Source organism: Bacillus sp. NTK034, from assembly GCF_017303275.1.
In the GTDB taxonomy this organism is placed as follows: domain Bacteria; phylum Bacillota; class Bacilli; order Bacillales; family Cytobacillaceae; genus Cytobacillus.
Map to the genome: position 1 here is coordinate 1 of NZ_JAFKOJ010000010.1, position 17,010 is coordinate 17,010.

Below are 17,010 nucleotides of genomic sequence, written 5' to 3' on the forward strand. Positions count from 1 at the left end.
AGAGAGAAGGCGAAAAGCAGTCCGAATACGAGCCAGGTTCGGACAGGATGAAGGAAAAAAAGGGAAAAGCAGTCCGAATACGAGCCAGGTTCGGACAGGATGCAAGAGAGAAGGCGAAAAGCAGTCCGAATACGAGCCAGGTTCGGACAGGATGAAGGAGAAAAAGGGAAAAGCAGTCCGAATACGTGCCTGATTCGGACAGGATGAAGGAGAAAAAGCGGAGAGCAGTCCGAATACGAACCCGATTTATATCAATCTGATAAGGCCCCATTCATAATATGAATGGGGCTGCTTTTCATTTATTATGTACCTTCATAAGCACTGAACTCCAAGTCTGCGGCATTGAGCTTTTTAGTACTTTCTTTATTCTCACTGTCTTGATGTAATAAATTCCATCAGCTTCCTGCTGGTATGTTTCAGGGCTTCCTCATGATAGATCATGTAGAAGTCCCGCTGCATTGTAATTCCTTCTATATGTAATTGTTTTAAAGTCCCGAGCCGAAGTTCTTTTTTTACAGCAGACTTTGAGATGATGGAAATGCCTAAACCCGCTTCTACGCAGGTTTTAATGGCTTCGGTGTGTTTCAGTTCCATAATGACATTCAATTTGGAGGCATCTACATGGCATCTTCTAAAGGAATCTTCCATCACTTGCCTTGTTCCTGATCCTTTTTCCCGGATAATAATAGGAACTGACAGCAGCTCCTCGATGGTTATATTGTCCGTCTTAATGAATTTATTTTCAGGAGAGGCTATGATAATCAACTCATCTTTGGCAAAAGGAACCTGTTTTAAGGCTGGGTAGGAGAGCATGGATTCAATGAACCCTAAATTGATTTCATGATTTAACAGCTTCTCAACGATATGCCTGGAATTATATACATTTAAATGCAGGCTGACTTTCGGATAGAGACTCGAAAAATCGGCTAATAAAAAGGGGAGTACATGCTCCCCGATCGTTAAGCTGGCTCCGACCTTTAAGTCCCCATGTACACTTCCCTTTAATTCTTCCAGTTCATTTTCAGTTTCATTCATTAAAGCTATCAGTTTTTTGACTTTATGATATAGGATTTCGCCTGCAGGAGTCAGTGAGATTTTTTTGGTTGTCCGTTCAAAGAGCTGACAATCCCACTGTTCTTCGAGTTGTTTGATTTGAAGGCTCACACTGGATTGAGAGAGGTGAAGATCCTTGGCAGTCTGGGAAAAACTTTTATTATTGGCGGTGACATAAAATACTTTTAAATAGTCGAGGTTCATAGGTATCCTCCTTCAATCATGTAACTTCCCTCTATCTATTGTAATTGATTAGGGGACATTTAAAAAACTTTATATAGTAAGAGAAGCAGAGGGGTTATGGCAAGAAGACCCAGAAAGCCTGCTATGGCAACAGCCACTGGTTTAAAGCCTACTTTCACAAAGTCTTTCCATTTAATATTAAGCCCCAGGCCTGCCATACCCATTGCAAGGAGGTAGGTGCTCAGTAATAAAAAGATGCTGATGATACTGCCCGGTATGGAGAAAATAGTATTGATCAGGCTGGTAAGGAGAAATCCGAAAATAAACCATGGGATTGGCAGCTTCCCTATATTCCGGCCTTTGCCGCTGTTTTTTCTGCTGTAAACAAAGCTTATGATAAGGGCAACTGGTATCAATAACAGGACTCTTCCCAGTTTTACAAGAATGGCAGAGTCACTGCTGACATCCCCGCCCGGAACACCTGCAGCCACTACATGGGCAAGTTCATGCAGTGTTGCCCCGGCTAATACACCATATTCCTGCTCGCTGATAGGAAGCAAGGGAAATAAAACAATATACAAAATGGCCCCAATGGTCCCTAAAACGGCTATGCATGATACTGCAACAGCGGTTTGCTCTTCCTTGCTTTTGACAATAGGCGCAATCGCAATAATGGCTGCCGCTCCGCAAATAGCAGTGCCAGCAGCAAGTAAAGCTGACAATTTCTTATTGATTCTGAACGCTTTGCCCAAAAGCAGGATGAAACTCATGGTAAAAACGATGACCACAACATCGATGATCATGATGGAAAAGCCTGCTGAGATAATTTCCTGCAAATTCAGCCTAAAGCCCAATAAAATAATCCCTGCCCGAAGCAATACCTTGCTTGAGAACTGTACACCTGAATGAGCGTCCACAGGTACAGATAGCGTATTTCCCCAAATGCCTCCCAGCAAAATGGAGAGGATCATAATTCCGAGAATGGAGAAAAAGGGAAGATTGGCAATTTGGCCAGCCAGAACCGCAAGGAAAAGGGTCAGCGATAATCCTTTTGCAAATCCGATAGCCTTTTGTTTTTTTTTAGGTTCTTCTATTACATATTCTTGAATTTTTTGAGCTTCCACAGATAGTTCCCCTTTCGTTCATTTGATACCTTAACCGTACCATAGGAAAGGAGAACCGCTTCACCGATTGTTTAATAAGGTTTATTGGATTTCTTAATGATTCAAAAGTGTATGGATTAAGCCCCTTTTTGCTGCAAAATAATGACTTCCTCTTCTTTTTCTTTCATTGATAGGAATAGCACTCCTGCAATGATGAAAACACCGCCAAGCATTTGATAGCTCCCGAAAGTTTCTTTTAGCCACAGGAAGGATATCAAAGCTGCCACAAGAGGCTCAATACTGGATAAAAGACTGGTTTCTGTGGGGGAAAGATACTTCAGACTCCCTATATAAAGTAAAAAAGAGAGGGTGCTGATCACAATAATGCTAATTAACATAGATAATGTACCCATATGCAGTGCTCCTGCCAGGGTGGCAAAGCTGAATGATGGCATCAGCAAATATAGGACGATTCCGCCGAGCAGCATTCCCCACCCGATGATTGTCATCGTTCCCCAGGTCTTAATGAGGGAAACAGGCTGCAATGTATAAAAGGCAAATCCAAGCGCCGTTAGAAAACCGATCCATAAAGCCTTTTCTGATAAAAGGATTTGATCCAGGGATCCGTTGGTAATAAGCAGAAAAATCCCTGATAGAGCAGTGACAATGGCCAGCAAATGGATCTTGGCTGGCCATCGTTTGGACTCGATTGCCACATAAATGGTGATCAGAACCGGACCAGCAAATTGAAACAGGGTTGCTGTAACGGCATTGCTCACCTGAATGGTTTCGATAAAAGCATATTGCCCTCCAAGCATCCCCAAAACAGCAAAAAGAAGAAGCTGTATCCAGTGGCGGGGATATTTCCATATCGCAAATACATTTACTTTCCGGCAAGATAAGAAAATGAGCGTGAAAATGCCTGCCGCAATCAATCTGACAACTAAATAATCGCTTGATGATAAGTGGGTTTCCTGAAAAAACCACTGCAGCATTGGACCGGATAATCCCCATAAAGAAGCTCCGCTTATGATCATGGCCAGTCCCAGCTTGCGTGAATTGCTCATGTTGTTTGTCTCCTTACTGTATTGGTTATTATCATGTATTATAGATAATAACTGGTGTTGTTAGAAGGGTCAGATTTTTAATTTTTAAGGGGGTCAGGCTGATGTCCGAGTTAACGCCAAATCTAGACTTTACAAGCGGTGAGGCACTATATGTGCAATTATATAAATATATTAAAAAAGAAATTAAGACAGGCAATCTGGCGGTAATGGCAAAGCTCCCTTCCAAAAGGAAATTTGCCAGATATCTTCTGGTCAGTGAGAACACAATTGAATCTGCATATGAACAGCTTATGGCTGAAGGATACATCGAATCGAAGGCGCGCAAAGGATATTTTGTGAGTGAAGTTGAACAGAACCATTTTGCTTCAGAAAATGAAGAGCCTTTCGCTGAAGAAAAACAGCATACTGAGGGTAAGTACCTGTATCATTTTACACATTCCGGGGTGGATATTAGGACGTTCCCTTTCTCTGTGTTCCGGAAATTAACAAATCAAGTCCTGACTAAGGATAATGGCGAGGTTCTAATGATTGGCCACCCTCAAGGCGAGCTGGAATTACGGAACCAGATCGCGAGTTATCTGTATAAATCCAGGGGTGTAAATTGTTCCCCCAGCCAAATCATTCTTGGCTCAGGAACACAATATTTAATGAAAACTTTATTGCAGCTGCTGGATGGCAGTATTTTTGCTGTCGAAAATCCGGGATATCACCGCAGGCTCGTCATCTTTGAAAAAGGAATGGACAATGTGAGGGACATTCCTCTCGATAAAGATGGACTTATTTTATCTAAACTGAAAAAGTCAGGAGCAAACATCGTCTTTGTCACACCATCGCACCAATTTCCATGCGGTATGATTATGCCTATTGCCAGAAGGATGCAGCTTTTAAAATGGGCAAAGGAAAAGCCTGGCCGTTATATCATTGAAGATGATTATGACAGTGAATTCCGGTACACAGGCAAGCCGATCCCGGCCCTGCAGGGATTGGATAAGGATGAAAAAGTAATCTATATGGGTACTTTCTCGAAAGCCCTGCTTCCCTCTCTAAGGATTAGTTATATGGTCCTTCCAAGACCTTTGCTGAAGATTTATCAGGAAGATTATTTCTTTTATGCGCAAACTGTTTCACGGACAGATCAGGAGATCTTGATTAAATTTCTTCAGGAGGAGTACTGGGATAAGCATATCCAGAAAATGAGGGTCGTATATCGAAGGAAAAGAGACATCCTAATTTCTGCCATATCGAAGTATTTTCCACCAGTTTCTGAAGTAATCGGACAGGACTCAGGTTTGCACATATTACTTCGGCCGAATAATGAAATGAATGAACAGCAGCTGATCAGGAAAGCCTTAGAGGCAGAAATAAAAATTTATCCTGTATCTCAATTTGGAGAAAATGACGGTCACACTGTATTGCTTGGTTTTGCCTTACTATCTGAAGAAGAGATATATGAAGCAATAAGGGTGTTAGCCAGGGCATGGTTTGAATTGTAAAACCTGATAAGTGGTGATATTGCATGCGCAGCCTATCCAGACCCATACTATGGAGAACATTTGCATGATTTCTAAAGTAGTTATTAATACTCATTTTACCAAGTAAAGCGAACTGTTTGTCCATTCAGTACGTTTCCATTTGTAACAGGCTTTTGCCTGAAAAATTAGATGGAGGGTTTCTTGAATGAAAAAGTTTTCTTTCCTGATGGTTTGTCTATTTGTTATGGCAGGTGCTGCGGGTTTTACGGCATTTTCGAATTCCGTAGAGCCGGCAAATTCTTCAGTTGAAGCCGCACAGACTGAAGCTGTTCAAGTTTATGGTCCAGGTGGTCCTTTGGGCCCGATAAAGGAGGCTGCAGAAAAGTTTTCAGCGGAAACAGGTATCAGGGTGAACGTAACGGCTGGACCTGAATCCAATTGGATTCAGCAGGCAAAGGAGAATGCGGACATCATTTATGGCGGTTCAGAGTATATGATGCAAAACTTTGTGTTTAACCATCCTGGAATGATAGACGAAAAATCACGAACAGAGCTGTATCCTCGTGCTGCTGGTATTCTGGTGAGAAAAGGAAATCCCCAAAAAATAGAGTCGCTTGAGGATTTAGCAAAGCCAGGAGTTAAAATAGTGGATGTTAACGGTGCAGGCCAGCTTGGCCTTTGGGAAGACCTGGCAGGAAGAAAGGGCCTGATCGCTGGTTTAAATCAAAACATTGATATTTCAGTCAAAACCAGTGCTGAAGCCATTGATCTTTGGAGGACAAATTCAAAGCTGGATGCATGGATCACATATGAGTCCTGGCATTATCGCTTGAGGGATGAAACGGAATTAATTGAATTACCTGATGAGGAAAAGATATACAGAGGAACACCCATTGCTATTGCCAAAGCGTCGCACAATAAAAAAGAGGCAAAAAAGTTTATAAAATATTTGCAAACTGAATCAGCCCATAAGATTTTCCAAAAATGGGGATGGAAGTAGGAGGCGAATCTTCAATTAAAAATGACTATATTTTTATCGAAAAACAACAGTCTGTGACTTCTTATCCAGTTTGAAGAATCTAATAGAGGGAATGAAATGGGCGAGGAGGGTTCATGTGAAAAAAATACGTTCATATATATCAATATTAGTGATCGTTATAATGGCAGCTGGCTGCAGTTCAAATGGAGATAATGAGACAAAGGAAAATTCAAAAGCGAACAACTCAGACGGACAAATGGATGATGAGCTTTTAAATGGCAGTGATGAGGTAATGGCGGTTCTGGATGAATTACAAGCTAATTTGAAAAATAAAGCGGAAAACTTGGAACTGATACAAAAAACAGGCAAAGACCTTGAGGAAAACTGGGATGAGATTGAGAAGAAAGTGGAGGAGAATTTTCCTGAAGACTACGAAAGTATTGAAGAAAGCTTATATCCACTAATTAGTGAATCTCAAAAAGATCAGGCTGACTCTGCTAAAATGAAGGAACTGGTTAACGAAACAAAGGAAAAATTAGAGTCATTTAAAGTGAAATTAGCTGAATAATAACAAAATAAACCTGCCCTAAATTTCATTGGGCAGGTTTATTTTGTTATATTACGTCCCCAGCACTTTTTGCCCTTGCGGCTGAGTGTTGAATGGATTAGGTTCCAATGTAATCCCAATATCTTCAAAGGAATATTCTGAAGGAAGGCGGTAGGTGATAAGGCCGCTCCCGTTTTGATCAGGTATCAAAGTGCCGGCACTTTGCCGATTTCCGTTCTGTAACAGCCATACTTGGTATACTTCATTTTTCTTTGTAATAGGCAAATTGTTTAAAGCAATGACAAGACTTGTTTCCGTACCTACCTGAAGAAGGTATGCGCTGCCGGTTGCAGAAGCAGCTAAGCTTTGCCCTGTTAAGGAATAAGTCGTAACAATTTGTGCCGGATCAGCAGCTTTATTCTCTAATGACTTAATCGTATCTTTCAATTGAAGGCTGTTCCAATAAAACCCAATTAAACAAATGATTAAAATAGCTGTTACAGCAGTGGATAGGGGTGAAAAATGCCTTTCGGCAACTGATAAAATTCGTTCTTTAAAGCTAATCGGTTCGGCTTCTATTTTTTCTTCGTGTTTAAGAAATTTATTTTCTTCAAAGACAAAATCCATCACTTGTGACTTCAATGATTCCGGTACCTCTGTTTCTTCTATATCATAAGAAAGCATTTGCCATGTTTCTTGTATAGATTTCAGTTCCTGCTGGCATTTTGCGCACTTTAGCAGATGGTCTTCGAACTGTTTTTTATCTTGGTTTGTAAGTTCATTTATAATATATAAAGATAAATTATCACATTTATTCTCCATGCCGAACACCTCCTATTTTCCCGTTGAAATTATTCCGAAGCTTTTTTAAGGCCTGATGCAGGCGGCTTTTAATCGTACCCAGCGGCTTTTGTTCAAGTTCTGCTATTTCACTTAAGGAGTAGCCTTCCCAATATAATAAGTTGATCAGGCGCTGCTGTGGTTCAGAGAGATGTCGTTTTGCTTCTTGAATCTGCTGTTTTAGCAGATTTCTTGTAACTTGCTGCTGGACATCATCAGCTGGAAGACCTTGCATTTGCTGCCATTCTTCAAGCTCCAATTGGACCGTCCCTTTATATTTTTGTTCTTTACGGATGAGATCTATGGAAATGTTTCGAGTTATGGTTAGAAGCCAGTTCACAAACTGTCCTTGGGATGCATTATAGGTGTTTTTTGTCGTCCAAAGCCGAAGGAACACCTGCTGAACAATTTCTTTCGTTTTTTCCGTATCGCCCTTGGTTATTTTTATGGAGAAGCTGTAAATAAGTTTTACATATCGGTCATACAGCTCTTCAAGTGCTGGCCGATGATTTTGAACAATTAATTCTATTAGTTCTTCATCTGACTTAGAATTCATTGACGGAAATCGCTCCCTTGTTAAACGAAATTATTTAGTATAGATGTTAACATAGATTGTCGGGAAAATTTGATAGGGGAGGAAAAAAAGAACTGCCGATAAACCAGGCAGTTCCTTCAGCAGTATCCATTATTGTGCAAATAATGTTTCGCTGTTAACAATAAACCAAACATCTTTGACGCCTTGTCCGTTTACATCACCAGATGCTCCGTCCCTTACGAAGTAGTAAAGCGGATAGCCCTTGTAGGTCGTTTGTTTCTCACCAGTGTCAGGCCGAGTAATCGTTCCGAAGTCTTCTTTATTAAATCCTTCTGGAACAGCAAGGTCTTCAGAGTAGAAAGCAGGCCAGTTTTTAAGGCAATCTCCACTGCAATTTGATGTATTTGGCTGATCTTTTGCAAAGTAGTAAAGTGCCATACCTTTAGCATCTGTAAGATATTTACCTATTTTTTTGTTTTCCAGCAGTTGAAGTTTCGTATCCGATTCTGCAAGATCTTTTTCTGACTCGTTGTTAACCGCTGTTGTTGTTTCTTGTGCTTGTTCCTTTGCACCTGTACTTTCTGGTTTTTCCTGATAGCTGCATCCTGCAAAAAGTATGCCAGCTAAAAGAATTGTCCAAAAATAAATTTTTGTTTTCATGATGAATCCCTCCGTTATTTTTTCTTATCAAATACAGGTAACGTAAGGGAGGTGTAAACGGTTTTATACAAATTTAAAAGCTTTTAAGATTCCTCAAAACAGGGCGGAATCAACAACTCGCATTCTGGCATTGATAAGTTTAACAATTTATATTTGTATATAACTTTCCAATCTGACTATGCCTGATTTTAGTGCTCTGATGATTCAGGGAAATAATACAATCATAGTATTTCGTTATGAATGACGAGGTTAAGGATAAAAGTACTTGTACGCTCAAATAAACTCAGAAATTAAAACAGCAGCCGGTCTTATGTGAACCGGCTGCTGTTTTATGATTTATGCAATTGTTGAAGCTGTCTTTTTCTGTTTATGGTACTTATCCTGCAGCACAAATTGATTACGCCCTGCCCCAATTCCGGAAATGGTAAAGATAGCCGTAATGGCCATCAGGAATATCAGTGGAACCGTCCAGGAGTGGAACAGATCATACAGTGAGCCGATGAGAATCGGTCCTGCCGCTGCCAGCAGGTAGCCCACGGATTGAGCCATTCCTGAAAGGCTGGCAGCCTGTTTGGCATTTTCAGCACGAAGGCCGATCAGGGTTAAGGAATGACTGATTGCAGCTCCAAGACCAATCCCGAGGAGAACGATGCTGATGTTAGAGATGATGGCATTAACATTCATCAGGAGACCCGATATGCCGGCAAAAGTGAAAATGCCGATGCCAAGAGCAATCCCTTTTTGGTTAGGCAGCCGATCGGCAAGAACGGGAATAATAAAATTAACAGGTAGTCCTGAAAACTGGAGAACCGTTACCATCCATCCGGCGTCAGCGATTTCCCGTCCCTGGCTATGAAGAATTTCGGGGAGCCAGGTGGTTGTGCTGAAATAGACCATTGATTGCAATCCCATAAACAGTGTGACCTGCCAGGCGATGGGTGAGGACCAGATAGAACCCTTTGGTGCAGATACTTTAGGTGCTTCCTTTTTTTTCTTTTGTAAGCTGATCTGCGGAAGCCAGACAATGATGGCGATAAGAATTAAGATGGCCCATACACCAAGTGAAAGCCTCCATCCCAGGCCAATGTTTTCTGCAAGCGGGATACTGAATCCTGGCGCAAGTCCTGCACAAATTCCCATTGAAAATGTATAGATGCCTGTGAGCAGGCCAACCTTCTGCGGAAACTTTTCCTTGACCATTCCAGGAAGAAGCACATTGCAAAGACCAACCCCTAAACCTATTAAAATAGTTCCTATGTACAGCGGCGGAAGCATTCCCAAAGAACGGGCCGCAATGCCGGCTCCCAAAATAATCAAACCCAAAAGAATGCTCCATTCACTTCCAAGCTTTTGGGCAATCTTTGGAACAAAAGGAGAGAGAAGGGCGAAAGCAACGAGCGGGAGGGTAGTCAGAAGGCCTGCTGCACCATTGGAAATTCCCGTTTCATCCCGGATTGCTCCTATCAATGGCCCAACTGATGTAATCGCAGGGCGTAAATTAAAAGCCACAAAAATAATGCCGGCCATCAGGAAAAAGGTTTTTAAATCAAACTTTGCTGAACTTCTCAACTATAGACACTCCTTAAAGGTAATTCGAAAATCCTTCGCATAACGAAAGGATAATATTCAGAATAGTATAATTGTTTTCAGGTTAAAAGTATATAGTTTTAAGCAAAATGGCAATATTTTTACAGTTTATTAGAGGGTATTAAAATCTGAGGGGAAGCAGCCGGTAATTAAAAGAAGTAAGGGAGGACCCTTACTTCTTTTCTTAAATTGATTCTAATGCATCCAGAATTTTATTAAGCCAATTCATATAAAACTTATTTAATCCACTATAATGCTCCTGGATCAGGTTCGGAATGACGTCCTGGTAATCATGCTTCCCTTCACTTTCTGTCTTCAGTTCGGAGATCCATGATTTAATATGCTCTGCTGCTGCAGGGACTTCGGTTGATTCGATGAATAATAGGGCCGGATAAAGGGAGCGCGGTTCAGGCACCCGCTTTTTAAACACCTCAATGATTTCTTCTGAAAGCTGATTTTTTCCTTCTTCTGTAATTTGGTAGACAGTCCGGTTTGGCCGGTTATTCACCTGCTCCTGCTTTTCAGCCTGGATCCACTTATGCTTTTCGAGCTTGCGGATGGCATGATATAAATTGCCGTCCGTAACGGGGAATAGGTGATCCCATTTGTGTTCTAAAATGACTTTTTTCATTTCATATGGATGATATTCTTTCACTTTTAATAGACCAAGAATTACGATTTGCATTGACATAATTGCAGCTCCTTTTAAACAATTACTCTGCGATTGAAAAAGACATATCCCGCAAGGAAAATGCCGTTGAGCTTTTACAGGAGACAATCTCACCGTATGGAAAAGTGGACATCCTTGTCAACAACGCGCATGTTACCAGACAGATATCATTTATGAAAACAACACTGGAAGACTTTGAATTATCCTTTAATACAGGATTTTACCCTACTATCCATTTAATGCAAGTCTCTTATGAACAGTTTAAGAAAAATAAAGGATTCGTGATTAACTCTGCTTCAGGTGCCGGGATTTCGGGCCAGGTGAACCAGGCTCCTATGGTTGTCGGGGGAACGCAAAAATTAACATAAATAAAGAAACTGTCCGCTTGGACAGTTTCTTTGTTTAAGGATATGCTTATCTCTTTGAAGTTAGATAACGTCTGCACTTTGCGCCATCCGCCCCGAGGCCAGAAGCAGACAAGCGGGCTCGTTCCGCTTGTCTATTGTGCTGAGAAACCGCCGTCAATAACTAATTCTGCTCCTGTGATATAAGAAGCATCATCTGAAGCAAGGAACAATACAGCACGTGCCACGTCATCAGCTTCACCAAGTCTTTGAAGCGGAGTCGCCTGAATTAGTCTCTGCAGCACTTCACTTGATTCTGACAGGTTCTCTGTCATTGGCGTTTTAATGACCCCAGGGAAAACGGCATTAACCCTTATTCCGAATCGGCCAAACTGTGTGCTTGCCGCTCTGGAGATTGCTCTGACAGCACCTTTTGAAGCAGTGTACGTGTTTGTTCCCATTCCAACCATGGCTGTGTAGCTGGAAATATTCACAACGGCACCGCTTTGCTGTTTGACCATTTGCGGCAATACATGCTTCATTCCTGCAAAAGGCCCGAAACCATTGATGCGCATCATGAGATCCCAATCTTCAATTGTCACATCATCTATATTTTTTTCACTTGAAATGCCTGCATTATTAATAAGAACATCGATTCTTCCATGTTCGGCAACAATTTCGTCCACAGTCTCTTTCCAATCATCCTCTGACATGACATTCAGCAATTTGCCTTCTACTGCATCATTTTGACTGACAACGTCTAAAAGCTCTTTATTAATATCCGCTGCAATAACATATGCGCCTTCTTCGATTAAAAGCTCAGTCATGCGTTTTCCCATTCCTGATGCTCCGCCAGTAACCAATACAATTTTATTATCGAATTTTCCCATCAAATTGCCCCCTTGATTTATCTTTTTAATCAGCGTTTACAAATCAAGTATAATCGATAATATACTTTGTGCAAAGTAATTAGTTCTGGAAAAATACCAAGTTTTAAGGGATTTTTCATTATTCTTGATAGAAAGGAAATGGATTGGTATAATGAATGACAGTCAGTCACTTCTAGGTAAGGAGGGTAAATTCATGCAGGATCGGCCAGATGATAAATACAGTAGAATCCTGAACGCTTCTATAGAGGTTATTTCTGAAAAAGGCCTTGAAAAATCCTCGGTATCGGAGATCGTTAAGAAAGCAGGCATCGCTCAGGGAACGTTCTATTTATATTTTTCTTCAAAAAGTGATTTGGTACCTGCAATCGCTAATTCACTTCTCACCAAAATTCTCGATCGCATGAAGAGTAAGGTGCAGGAAGGAGAAAGCTTCTGGAGTACTTTGGATGTCATTATTGATGAGACCTTCAAGATTACCGATGAACATAAAGATATCATAGTACTTGTATACTCAGGACTCGCATTCAATCATTCCCTGGAAAAGTGGGAAGAGGTATATCGGCCATATTACGAATGGCTTGAGATTGAAATCAGCAAGGCAGTTCAAAAAGAAGAAATTTACGCAGACATTAATGTCAAGTGGATCTCAAGGACCATCATTAACCTTATCGAAAATGCTGCTGAAAGATATTATATTGGCGGCGAGCAGGATGAGTCCCTGACTGTTTATAAAGAAGAGCTTTTTAAATTTATGAGAAAATCATTAATCACGGGCTAAAATTATTGGACTGCTTCCAATAATTTTTCTTTAGGGAAAAATGACTGACTGTCATTCAGAGGAGGTTGAGAGTAAATGAAATGGATGTTAGTATTTGCAGCCGGCATCCTTGAAGTGATGTGGGCTTCAGGTCTAAAATATGCAGATTCATTCCTGGATTGGACGATTACCGCTGTGCTGATAGCAGCAAGTTTCATATTATTGATCCGCTCATACAAGGTAATTCCTGTTGCAGCGGCTTATACCGTATTCGTCGGGATTGGAACTGCAGGCACTTATATTTTAGGTGTGTTAATGGGGGAGCCGTTTTCGGTAACTCAAGTATTCTTTCTGGTGATATTATTGGCAGGAATTATGGGCATGAAGACTTTTACGAAACAGGAAAACACGGAAGCGAGAGGTGGATCTTAATGGCTTGGGGATTATTGGTTCTGGCGGGGATCGAAGAAGTGATCGCCACAATCGCCATGAAATACATGGATGGAACGAGAAAGACATGGCCGATCGCTGTAATGGCAGTTGGTTTTATTTTCTCTTTCTTCTGTTTATCTATGGCCATGCAAAGGATTCCGGCCGGTGTGGCCTATGCTATTTGGACAGGAGTGGGGAGCATTGGCATTACGCTGGCTGGTTGGTTCTGGTTTAAAGAAAAATTCGGATATAAACAATTTTTATCCCTGGCGTTTATCTTAATTGGAGTAATTGGTTTGGGGATGACATCTTAAGTACTTATTAAGCTATAATTATATCGGATGCAGACCGGGAATGTGCTGGTCTGCTTTTTTGGTAAAAAAATATTAAAAATAGTTGCAACTTACAAATAATATAACTATAATGTAACCAAGAGGTGAAAAAATGGAAAATCTTCGCAGTTTGTTTCAAATAATGACGCGCCGTTTTGGCTTACTCAATAAAAATTGCTGCAGTGTCGGCGGATGCGATATTTCCCTCATTCAAAGCCATATTCTTTATGAGATTGAAAATCAGCATAACCCGTCCATGCAGCAGATTGCAGATACATTAGGGACGGATATTACAACTTTCAGCAGGCAGGTTCAATCTTTAGTAAAGTTGAACTTAGTTAAGAAAACGCCGGATCCTGCTGATAAGAGAATCAGTATTCTTTCGCTGACTGTTGAAGGCAAATATATTGCAGGGTCAATAGACCAGCAGATGAATGCATTTTTACAAGAGGTTTTTTCCCAAATGAATGAGTTTGAAAAAGAAACAGTCATCCGCTCAATTCATTTGTTAAATAATGCGATGGCAAAGTCCAATGCATGCTGCAGGCCTTTACAGGGGTAAACCCCCTGGGTTTAATACTTGTATTTTGCAAGTAAAATCAACCAATCCAATTTTGGAGAAAAGAGGAGTACGAATGACCAATTTGAATGATTTTATTGTTGTTAATGGATGCTGCACGCCTAAAAAAAACGAGCTGGAAAAAACATCACTAATCAAGGATGAAGGAAAAGGGCTGCCTGTGGCTATAATTGGAGCCGGACCGGTTGGGCTGGCTGCTGCAGCACACCTGGCAAGCAGAGGGCAGTCATTTATTCTGCTTGAGTCGGGGAAGCAAGTGGGAGCCAATATAAAAAGCTGGGGACATATTCGCTTATTCTCACCATGGCGGTACAATATTGATAAAGCTGCTGGCAGGTTATTAAGCGCAAATGGCTGGGTGCAGCCGCAATTGGAAGGTTTGCCTACCGGAGAGGAACTTGTTGAACAATATCTAAAGCCGCTGTCCAGGCTACCTGGAATAAAGCCTTTCCTTCACCTTAATACGAAAGTTTTGTCAATTGGCCGAAAAGACACCGATAAAATGAAAACGGCAAATCGCGAAAATCTTCCTTATGTCATCCATGCTGAGAAGAATGGAGAGTACAAAACATTCGAATCGAGAGCAGTAATTGATGCTGCAGGCACGTGGGGAAATCCTAATCCAGCTGCGTCAAGCGGAATTTGGCTGGCTGATGAGAAGGATTTGAAGGAAAAGATATTTTATGGAATCCCCCATATATTAGGGAGTGAGCTGCAGCGCTACCGGAATAGGCGCATAGCAGTTGTTGGAGGAGGCCATTCAGCGATTAATGCATTACTGGATTTAGCCGCATTAAAAGAGTCCTATCCCGAAACGGAGATTCTATGGATTATGAGAAGAAATCGGGTTGAGGATGCCTACGGAGGAGAAGAAAAAGATGCACTTGAAGCACGCGGCCGCCTCGGAAGCAGAATCCATCAATTGGTTGATAATGGGCAAGTGGAGGTCATTACTCCATTTCGTATCCAGCTGGTCAAAAAGTCAGAAACGGGAATTGAGTTAATAGGCAGTCAAAATGGCAAGCAGAGCAGCCTGGATGGAATTAATGAAATGATTGTCAATACAGGAAGCCGTCCGGATTTTTCAATCATAAGTGAGCTTCGTACTTCCATAGATTCTTCAACTGAAAGCGTAGAAGCATTAGCACCATTAATTGATCCTAATATTCATAGCTGCGGTACGGTTCGCCCCCATGGAGAAAAGGAGTTAAGACAGCCAGAGAAGAATTTTTATATCGTGGGTTCAAAAAGCTATGGCCGTGCTCCAACTTTCTTGATGGCAACAGGCTATGAGCAGGTTAGGTCAGTGGCAGCTTATCTAAGCGGTGATTTCGCCGCTGCTGAAAAAGTGGAGCTGGATTTGCCGGAAACGGGTGTTTGCAGCGTTAATCTGAAAAGTTCCTGTGATGAGACTGCACCTTCTTGCTGCAATTGATTAAAAGGGAGGGTATTTCCTCCCTCATAACGAATTTAAAGGTGATGACAATGACCATCAATCATGCTGGAGCGCTAAAAAAAGAATATTTTATTGCATATATGAATTTAATCATGAATGCTTTTGAATGTTCTGTTGAGGAAGCTAAAGATAGAACTTTTGAAAGGCTGTTTCGATTGCGGGAAAGTGAAATGGGGCAGGAAACGTATGCACAATTTCTATTGGCTTATCGGGATTTAATTAAACACTCCAATGAATAAGAAATATCCGGAGAGGATGAATCAAGGTGACTATTAAAGATCAATTATCTTCACAGCCAATTATAATAGTCGCCATCGTCACAGCTTTAAGTCTCTTAGGAGATTCCATGCTGTACATTGCCTTGCCTATTTATTGGGAAACTGCTGGGCTTGAATCAATTTGGCAAGTGGGTGTGCTCCTTTCCATAAACCGTTTCATACGATTGCCTTTTAATCCATTTGCAGGCTGGATATATAAACACATTTCATTAAAGGCTGGCCTGATCATTGCCGTCCTGTTAGGCGGATTCACAACAATAGGCTATGGTGTTTTCGAAGGGTTTGCGGCCTGGGTAATCCTCCGTGCATTATGGGGGATTGCCTGGTCATTTTTTCGAATAGGCGGATTGTCGGCTGTTGCCGTATATGCTGAAAACAATAAGCGTGGAAGTTCCATGGGGTTATATAACGGGCTTTACCGAACTGGAAGCCTGGTCGGAATGCTGGTTGGGGGCTTGCTTGTTCCGATCATAGGTTTGAGCACGGTTTCCATTGCATTTGGAGTATTGTCCCTATTGGGGCTGCCTTTAATGCTGAATTCAAAAATTAAGCAGGTAGAGGAGCCGCCTGAGAAGATAGACAGAATGGCTGAAGAAAAGCCTTTCATTGGCAAGACCGCATATAAAGCAGCGATTATTATTTCAGGTTTTCTCATTGCCATGCTATATCAAGGAATAGTGACATCCACGATGAGTTCCCTGATTGAACATTTTTACGGCGAGAGAATATCAATATGGAATGTGGCTGTCAGTGTTACCTTATTATCAGGAATCATCCAGGCGGTAAGGTGGACATGGGAACCTTTTCTGGGAAGGACAGCGGGGCACTGGTCTGATGGAGCGAGGGGGAGGCTGCCGATTTTTATCATTTCTTTAATCTTTGCAGGAATTGTCTTTGGAATGGTATCCATTAGACTTCCATTAGGGCTGTGGATAACGGTTACTCTTTTAGTTATGGCCGGAGCTACTATTTTATCAACCATTCTGGACACGATTGCCCTTGACACAGCAAAAACTGCAAACGTGGTTTCTTTCCTTACAATATACTCCATCTCTCAAGATTTGGGGGCAGCTTTAGGGCCTGCGCTTAGTTACATATTAATCCAATTAGAGGCTGGTTTTACATTTTTATATTGGGGCGGTACGTTCATACTGCTCATTTTAGCCGCAATTTGGTCGGTTTTTGCAAAGAGGCTAAACACATCTATAAAAAAAGAGATCTATGAATCTTATTAGCGGGGGACCT

At 41.4% G+C, this 17,010-nt stretch carries 20 protein-coding genes and 1 pseudogene; 12 read left to right on the top strand and 9 right to left on the bottom strand.

Annotated features, from left to right (window positions below):
• Positions 1–193: pseudogene (locus JI665_RS22870) on the top strand (hypothetical protein); the annotation flags it as partial.
• Between the two features lie 176 nt (positions 194–369).
• On the opposite strand, the gene JI665_RS22875 reads toward JI665_RS22870, so the two are convergent.
• The 3 genes from JI665_RS22875 to JI665_RS22885 form a co-directional block, all read right to left on the bottom strand.
• On the bottom strand, positions 370–1,257 hold the full coding sequence (locus JI665_RS22875; RefSeq protein WP_206844579.1) for a selenium metabolism-associated LysR family transcriptional regulator: 888 nt from the start codon (positions 1,255–1,257) through the stop codon (positions 370–372).
• A 59-nt stretch (positions 1,258–1,316) separates the two neighbouring features.
• Positions 1,317–2,360: a YeiH family protein gene (locus JI665_RS22880; protein ID WP_206844581.1), complete on the bottom strand. Its 1,044-nt coding sequence runs from the start codon at positions 2,358–2,360 to the stop codon at positions 1,317–1,319.
• Positions 2,361–2,476: 116 nt separating this feature from the next.
• Positions 2,477–3,406: a DMT family transporter gene (locus JI665_RS22885; RefSeq protein ID WP_206844583.1), complete on the bottom strand. Its 930-nt coding sequence runs from the start codon at positions 3,404–3,406 to the stop codon at positions 2,477–2,479.
• A gap of 101 nt (positions 3,407–3,507) precedes the next feature.
• Here JI665_RS22885 and JI665_RS22890 point away from each other — a divergent pair, with 101 nt between their 5' ends.
• The 3 genes from JI665_RS22890 (at position 3,508) to JI665_RS22900 (ending at position 6,425) form a co-directional block, all read left to right on the top strand.
• Entirely contained in the window at positions 3,508–4,899 is a 1,392-nt protein-coding gene (locus JI665_RS22890; RefSeq protein WP_206844586.1) for a PLP-dependent aminotransferase family protein, read from the top strand.
• Between the two features lie 184 nt (positions 4,900–5,083).
• Positions 5,084–5,878: an extracellular solute-binding protein gene (locus JI665_RS22895; protein ID WP_206844588.1), complete on the top strand. Its 795-nt coding sequence runs from the start codon at positions 5,084–5,086 to the stop codon at positions 5,876–5,878.
• 115 nt (positions 5,879–5,993) lie between these two features.
• Entirely contained in the window at positions 5,994–6,425 is a 432-nt protein-coding gene (locus JI665_RS22900; RefSeq protein WP_206844590.1) for a hypothetical protein, read from the top strand.
• A 51-nt stretch (positions 6,426–6,476) separates the two neighbouring features.
• Here JI665_RS22900 and JI665_RS22905 read toward each other — a convergent pair whose 3' ends face one another.
• From JI665_RS22905 to JI665_RS22925, 5 genes are all read right to left on the bottom strand, one after another.
• Positions 6,477–7,226 carry an anti-sigma factor gene (locus JI665_RS22905; RefSeq protein ID WP_206844592.1) on the bottom strand — a complete coding sequence of 250 codons (750 nt, stop codon included), beginning with the start codon at positions 7,224–7,226 and terminating at the stop codon, positions 6,477–6,479.
• Entirely contained in the window at positions 7,216–7,800 is a 585-nt protein-coding gene (locus JI665_RS22910; RefSeq protein WP_206844593.1) for an RNA polymerase sigma factor, read from the bottom strand. The genes JI665_RS22905 and JI665_RS22910 overlap by 11 nt, the downstream gene beginning before the upstream one ends.
• A gap of 129 nt (positions 7,801–7,929) precedes the next feature.
• On the bottom strand, positions 7,930–8,439 hold the full coding sequence (locus JI665_RS22915; protein WP_206844595.1) for a hypothetical protein: 510 nt from the start codon (positions 8,437–8,439) through the stop codon (positions 7,930–7,932).
• Between the two features lie 336 nt (positions 8,440–8,775).
• Positions 8,776–9,966: a CynX/NimT family MFS transporter gene (locus JI665_RS22920; protein WP_206844889.1), complete on the bottom strand. Its 1,191-nt coding sequence runs from the start codon at positions 9,964–9,966 to the stop codon at positions 8,776–8,778.
• Between the two features lie 244 nt (positions 9,967–10,210).
• Entirely contained in the window at positions 10,211–10,717 is a 507-nt protein-coding gene (locus JI665_RS22925; protein ID WP_206844600.1) for a PadR family transcriptional regulator, read from the bottom strand.
• A gap of 2 nt (positions 10,718–10,719) precedes the next feature.
• On the opposite strand from JI665_RS22925, the gene JI665_RS22930 reads away from it, so the two are divergent.
• Positions 10,720–11,064, top strand: a complete 345-nt coding sequence (locus JI665_RS22930) for an SDR family NAD(P)-dependent oxidoreductase (RefSeq protein ID WP_244671297.1) — start codon at positions 10,720–10,722, stop codon at positions 11,062–11,064.
• Positions 11,065–11,195: 131 nt separating this feature from the next.
• Here the strand turns inward: JI665_RS22930 and JI665_RS22935 are convergent, their stop codons facing one another.
• Complete coding sequence (locus JI665_RS22935) at positions 11,196–11,930, bottom strand: SDR family NAD(P)-dependent oxidoreductase (RefSeq protein ID WP_206844604.1); 735 nt, start codon at positions 11,928–11,930, stop codon at positions 11,196–11,198.
• Between the two features lie 193 nt (positions 11,931–12,123).
• Here JI665_RS22935 and JI665_RS22940 point away from each other — a divergent pair, with 193 nt between their 5' ends.
• The 7 genes from JI665_RS22940 to JI665_RS22970 all read left to right on the top strand — a co-directional run bounded on the left by JI665_RS22940 (position 12,124) and on the right by JI665_RS22970 (position 17,000).
• Positions 12,124–12,708, top strand: coding sequence for a TetR family transcriptional regulator (locus tag JI665_RS22940; protein WP_206844607.1), 585 nt, complete (start codon positions 12,124–12,126; stop codon positions 12,706–12,708).
• Positions 12,709–12,783: 75 nt separating this feature from the next.
• Positions 12,784–13,119: a DMT family transporter gene (locus JI665_RS22945; RefSeq protein WP_206844611.1), complete on the top strand. Its 336-nt coding sequence runs from the start codon at positions 12,784–12,786 to the stop codon at positions 13,117–13,119.
• On the top strand, positions 13,119–13,433 hold the full coding sequence (locus JI665_RS22950; protein WP_206844614.1) for a DMT family transporter: 315 nt from the start codon (positions 13,119–13,121) through the stop codon (positions 13,431–13,433). Before JI665_RS22945 ends, JI665_RS22950 begins: the two co-directional genes overlap by 1 nt.
• Before the next feature lie 130 nt (positions 13,434–13,563).
• The gene (locus tag JI665_RS22955) at positions 13,564–14,013 is read left to right on the top strand and encodes a MarR family winged helix-turn-helix transcriptional regulator (RefSeq protein WP_206844615.1); all 450 of its coding nucleotides are present in this window, start codon (positions 13,564–13,566) and stop codon (positions 14,011–14,013) included.
• Positions 14,014–14,086: 73 nt separating this feature from the next.
• Positions 14,087–15,466 carry an FAD-dependent oxidoreductase gene (locus JI665_RS22960; protein WP_206844618.1) on the top strand — a complete coding sequence of 460 codons (1,380 nt, stop codon included), beginning with the start codon at positions 14,087–14,089 and terminating at the stop codon, positions 15,464–15,466.
• Positions 15,467–15,516: 50 nt separating this feature from the next.
• Positions 15,517–15,726, top strand: a complete 210-nt coding sequence (locus JI665_RS22965; protein ID WP_206844621.1) for a hypothetical protein — start codon at positions 15,517–15,519, stop codon at positions 15,724–15,726.
• Between the two features lie 26 nt (positions 15,727–15,752).
• Positions 15,753–17,000, top strand: coding sequence for an MFS transporter (locus JI665_RS22970; protein ID WP_206844624.1), 1,248 nt, complete (start codon positions 15,753–15,755; stop codon positions 16,998–17,000).
• Positions 17,001–17,010 lie beyond the last annotated feature (10 nt).